Origin of the sequence: Kitasatospora sp. NPDC057198 (assembly GCF_042670125.1) — a bacterium.
In the GTDB taxonomy this organism is placed as follows: Bacteria; Actinomycetota; Actinomycetes; order Streptomycetales; family Streptomycetaceae; genus Kitasatospora.
In genome coordinates this window covers 1-3,766 of record NZ_JBHUWH010000625.1, presented here as the reverse complement: position 1 = coordinate 3,766, position 3,766 = coordinate 1, and the positions used below count along the sequence as shown (strand labels likewise).

Below are 3,766 nucleotides of genomic sequence, written 5' to 3'. Positions count from 1 at the left end.
GCCTCCTTCTCCGGAGGCGGGCCCGGCCCCCGGCGCCCGACCTGCCCCGGAGCCGCCCGCAGCGACCGTCCTGTCCGTCCTGTCCGTCCTGTCCGCCCACAGCGATCGCCCGGCCGTGCCGGGCCGCGGTGCGGGAGGATGCGGGCATGGGAGTGCGCATCGAGGTCGTCCTGGGCGACATCACCGAGCAGGACACCGAGGCGGTCGTCACCGCCGCGAACGAGTCGCTGCTGGGCGGGGGCGGCGTGGACGGGGCGATCCACCGGGCGGCCGGGCCGCGGCTGGCCGAGGCAGGCGGGGCGCTGGCCCCGTGCGAGCCGGGCGACGCGGTGGCGACCCCGGCGTTCGACCTGTTCCCGCCCGTCCGGCACGTGATCCACACCGTCGGTCCGGTCTGGGACGGCGGCGGCTACGGCGAGGCGGAGACCCTGGCGTCCTGCTACCGCCGCTGCCTGGCCGTGGCCGACCGGCTCGGCGTCACCAGCCTGGCGTTCCCCGCCATCGCCACCGGCGTGTACGGCTTCCCACCCGACCTCGCCGCCCGGATCGCCGTCGACACCCTCACCACCACCCCGACCGACGTCGCCCTGGTCCGCCTGGTCGCCTTCGACGCCCCGTCCCGCGACCTGCTCCGCGCCGCCCTCCCGGCCTGACCCGGAACGGCCCGCACCGGAACGGCCCGCCCCGGAGCCGCCGTCGACCGGGGCCGTGACCGGTCGGTCCCCGACGAACCACAGCCAGCTGCCGGGCGTGGCGACGCACGCGCCCAGCATCCGTTCCAGGTCGACCACGGCGTCCCGCTGCTCCTCGTCGGTGCAGAGCCGCAGCAGCGCGTCGATCTCGCGGAGCGCGGCGGCCGCGTCCCGTTCGTCGAACATCGTGTTGTCGTACGGGTCGATCTGCCGGAGCCGCCACGAGCGCGTGACCGGCAGTTCGTCCAGTACCCGGGCCTGCCCGGTGCTGTGCCGGTGGGAGGCCCGCAGCAGCGAGGCCCTGGTGAGCCCGTGGTCCAGGCGCTTCGGTCGGGCGGAGTGCAGCTCGATCTCGATGCCCACTGCGGACGTCCTGCTCGGGGGCGGCCCGGGGCCGCGCGTGTAGTGCGTGCGGCGCGTAGGGCGCGTGCGGTCGGTCAGTACGCCGGGTGCGCCGCGAGCCGGTCGGCGACCCGGAAGGCGGTGCCGCAGTCCGGGCAGGCGGCCGGGCCGAACAGGTGGCGCAGGCGGTGGGCGACGGAGGGCTGGGCGTCGGTGCGGGCCCTGGTGTGCAGGCGGGCGGCGAGAGCGTCCAGTTCGTCGGGGGCGGCCGGGCGCAGCGGGGCCTTCTCGGCCTCGTCCGGGGCGTGCTCGTCCGGGGCGTGCTCGTCGGTGGTGGCGAAGCAGTCGGCGCAGTCGTCCCCGTCCCCACTGCCGTCCCCGCTGCCGTCCCCGTCGCCGGTCACCAGGAGGATCGGGACGCCGCAGTGCGGGCAGTCGACCTCGTACTCGCCGGTGCCGACGCCGTCCAAGTGGCGGTCCCAGGTCTCGACGCCCTCGAAGGAGAGCAGGTACTGGAGCAGGTCGACGTACTCGCCGGGGTCCTCGGTGGTGCGCAGGCTGCGGTCGGTGAGCCGGTGCAGGTCGGCGATCGGGGCGGCGAAGACCTCGAACACCTCGCTGCCGGTGGTGGCGCAGGAGACGATCGATCCGGCCGCCATCAGGACGGCGGAGAGGTCGTGGCCGGTGCTGGTCGCGGCGAGGGCGGCCAGCCGGGGCAGGGCCGCGAAGCTCGCCGGGAACGCGGTGTCCAGCTGGGGGCAGAGGTGGTCGATCAGTTCGGAGGCGGTGCCGGACGGGTCGGCCTCGAAGCGGTCGAGCAGGGCCGGCACGTGCTCGGCGGTGCCGCACGCGTCCTCGAGCGCCGACCAGTCGGTCCAGTTCGCCATGGGGCTCATTCAAGCAGGCCGGCGCGGACGGTCCGGGTGGGGGGATATCGCGTTGCCGGGCGGGGCGGACGGTGCTTGGGTGGGCGGATGCTGTTCCAGGAGGAGTTGATCGGGCGGGTCCGCGAAGTGTGCGCGGCGGACCCGGAGTTGGACGCCGCACTGATGTACGGCTCGTTCGCGGCCGGGGAGGCGGACGAGCACAGCGACATCGAGTTCTGGCTGTTCTTCACGCCGGAGCGGCGGGCCGAGGTCGATCCGCACGCGTGGTGCTCGCGGATCGCGCCGCTGAGCTACGGGCTGCTGAACGAGTTCGGGTCGTACGTGGCGTTCTTCCCGGGGCTGGTGCGCGGGGAGTTCCACTTCGCGACGGTGGACGGGATCGGGGAGGTGGCGAAGTGGCCGGCCCGGGGTGCCGAGGTGGAGCGGATGCTGCTGGTGGACCGCAGGGGGGCGCTGCGGCCGGTGTTGGAGGGGCTGCCGCTGCGGTACGTTCCGCCGGCGGAGCAGCCGAGGATCATCGAAGAGTACTGCGATCCGTTCGCGAACTGGCTGGTGCTGGCGTACCACCTGACCGCCCGGGGCGAGGAGTTGCGGGCGTGGGACGCGCTGGGGCACGCGCAGCGGCACCTGCTGTGGATGGCGCGGCTGGCGGAGGAGTCGTTGGCGCACTGGCTGACTCCGTCGCGGGGTGCCGAGCGGGAGTTGTCGGCGGCGACGGTGGCGGGGCTGCGGGCGGCGACTGCGGGGGCGTCGGTGCCGGGTCTGCTGGGGGCGCTGCGGGGTGCGCTGGAGCTGGGCCGCCGGTTGTGGCCGGTGATCGCGGCCCGGCACGGGCGTTCCGCGCCGACCGCGCTGTTCGACGAGTTGGACGCGGCGCTGCGGCGCTGGGAGCAGGAGCGCGAGTCCGGACCCGGCCCCGAACCCGAGCTCGGCTCCGGGCTCGAGCCCGGCTGACGGCGGGTCACTCCCCCTCGCCCCGGTCGTCGAGGAGGCGTCGGACGACCGCGTCGAGGTCGACGTGGTCGCGTTCGCAGCCGACCGGGACGACGCATTCGGTGCGGCGCAGGAAGTCGCGCAGGGCGGGGGCGGGCAGGCGGAGCAGGGCGCTGGTCTCCTCGCCGTGCAGGGAGAGCAGGACGTGGCCGTGGTCGGGTCCCTCTCCGGGGGTGACGGACATGTCGCCGAGTCCGGCGGGGCGGGTGAGTCCGGCGAGCAGGACGTCGCGGGAGAGTGCCCAGGTGACGGGGTCGGGCAGGTCGACGTGGCTGTCGAGGTGGACGGTGTAGGGCTCGTCGGCGCGGTAGCGCAGGCGGGCGACGACGGGGACGTGCAGGTCGGGGGTGACGACCACTTCGACGACCAGGTGGGTGGTGGGCCGGCTGGTGGTGCAGCGCTGGGGCGGGACGGCGGGTGGCGGGGTGGGTTCCTGGTCCGGGTTCATCGGGCACCACCGCCGTTCGTCTCCCGCCCCGCGTTGGGGAGAAACGATTCTTCACCTGCTGAGCGGTGACCCGCCGCGCGCCGCAGCGCCTCTGGAACGTGCACGTCAGGAGAACGACGCCGGGCCCGATCGGTGACACTCCGCTCGTTCCGCCCCCGAACGGCCCGGACGCACCAGGTGCCGCGCTCGGACGCACCAGGAGACGCGTCCGGGCGCGTCGGCCGCTGCGCCCTGCCGGTCGGGGCCGCTGCGCCCTGCCGGTCGGGGCCGCTGCGTCCTGCCGGGCCAGCCGCTACGCCTGGCCGAGCCGGCGGGCCAGGTCCTCCAGGAAGACGTCCCCGTACGCGTCGGCCAGGTCGTCCAGGTCGATCATCGGCGGGATGTCGATGACGGGCTGGCGCTCG

Annotated in this window: 4 protein-coding genes; 2 read left to right on the top strand and 2 right to left on the bottom strand. The window is 75.1% G+C overall.

Annotated features, from left to right (window positions below):
* Window positions 1-146: 146 nt before the first annotated feature.
* On the top strand, window positions 147-653 hold the full coding sequence (locus ACFUEL_RS36790; protein ID WP_380242099.1) for a macro domain-containing protein: 507 nt from the start codon (window positions 147-149) through the stop codon (window positions 651-653).
* A 476-nt stretch (window positions 654-1,129) separates the two neighbouring features.
* Here ACFUEL_RS36790 and ACFUEL_RS36785 read toward each other — a convergent pair whose 3' ends face one another.
* Window positions 1,130-1,921 (bottom strand): hypothetical protein, encoded by a 792-nt coding sequence (locus ACFUEL_RS36785; protein WP_380242097.1) that lies wholly within the window; start codon window positions 1,919-1,921, stop codon window positions 1,130-1,132.
* 87 nt (window positions 1,922-2,008) lie between these two features.
* Here ACFUEL_RS36785 and ACFUEL_RS36780 point away from each other — a divergent pair, with 87 nt between their 5' ends.
* Complete coding sequence (locus ACFUEL_RS36780) at window positions 2,009-2,875, top strand: hypothetical protein (RefSeq protein WP_380242095.1); 867 nt, start codon at window positions 2,009-2,011, stop codon at window positions 2,873-2,875.
* Window positions 2,876-2,882: 7 nt separating this feature from the next.
* Here ACFUEL_RS36780 and ACFUEL_RS36775 read toward each other — a convergent pair whose 3' ends face one another.
* A complete protein-coding gene (locus tag ACFUEL_RS36775) occupies window positions 2,883-3,362 on the bottom strand; it encodes an SsgA family sporulation/cell division regulator (RefSeq protein WP_380242093.1) in 480 nt (159 codons plus the stop codon).
* Between the last annotated feature and the right edge of the window lie 404 nt (window positions 3,363-3,766).

What these genes read in the sequence shown, in the direction of transcription:
- ACFUEL_RS36790 (WP_380242099.1), top strand. Translation starts at nt 147, where the DNA reads ATGGGAGTGCGCATCGAGGTCGTCCTGGGCGACATCACCGAGCAGGAC.
- ACFUEL_RS36785 (WP_380242097.1), bottom strand. Translation starts at nt 1,921, where the DNA reads ATGGCGAACTGGACCGACTGGTCGGCGCTCGAGGACGCGTGCGGCACC.
- ACFUEL_RS36780 (WP_380242095.1), top strand. Translation starts at nt 2,009, where the DNA reads ATGCTGTTCCAGGAGGAGTTGATCGGGCGGGTCCGCGAAGTGTGCGCG.
- ACFUEL_RS36775 (WP_380242093.1), bottom strand. Translation starts at nt 3,362, where the DNA reads ATGAACCCGGACCAGGAACCCACCCCGCCACCCGCCGTCCCGCCCCAG.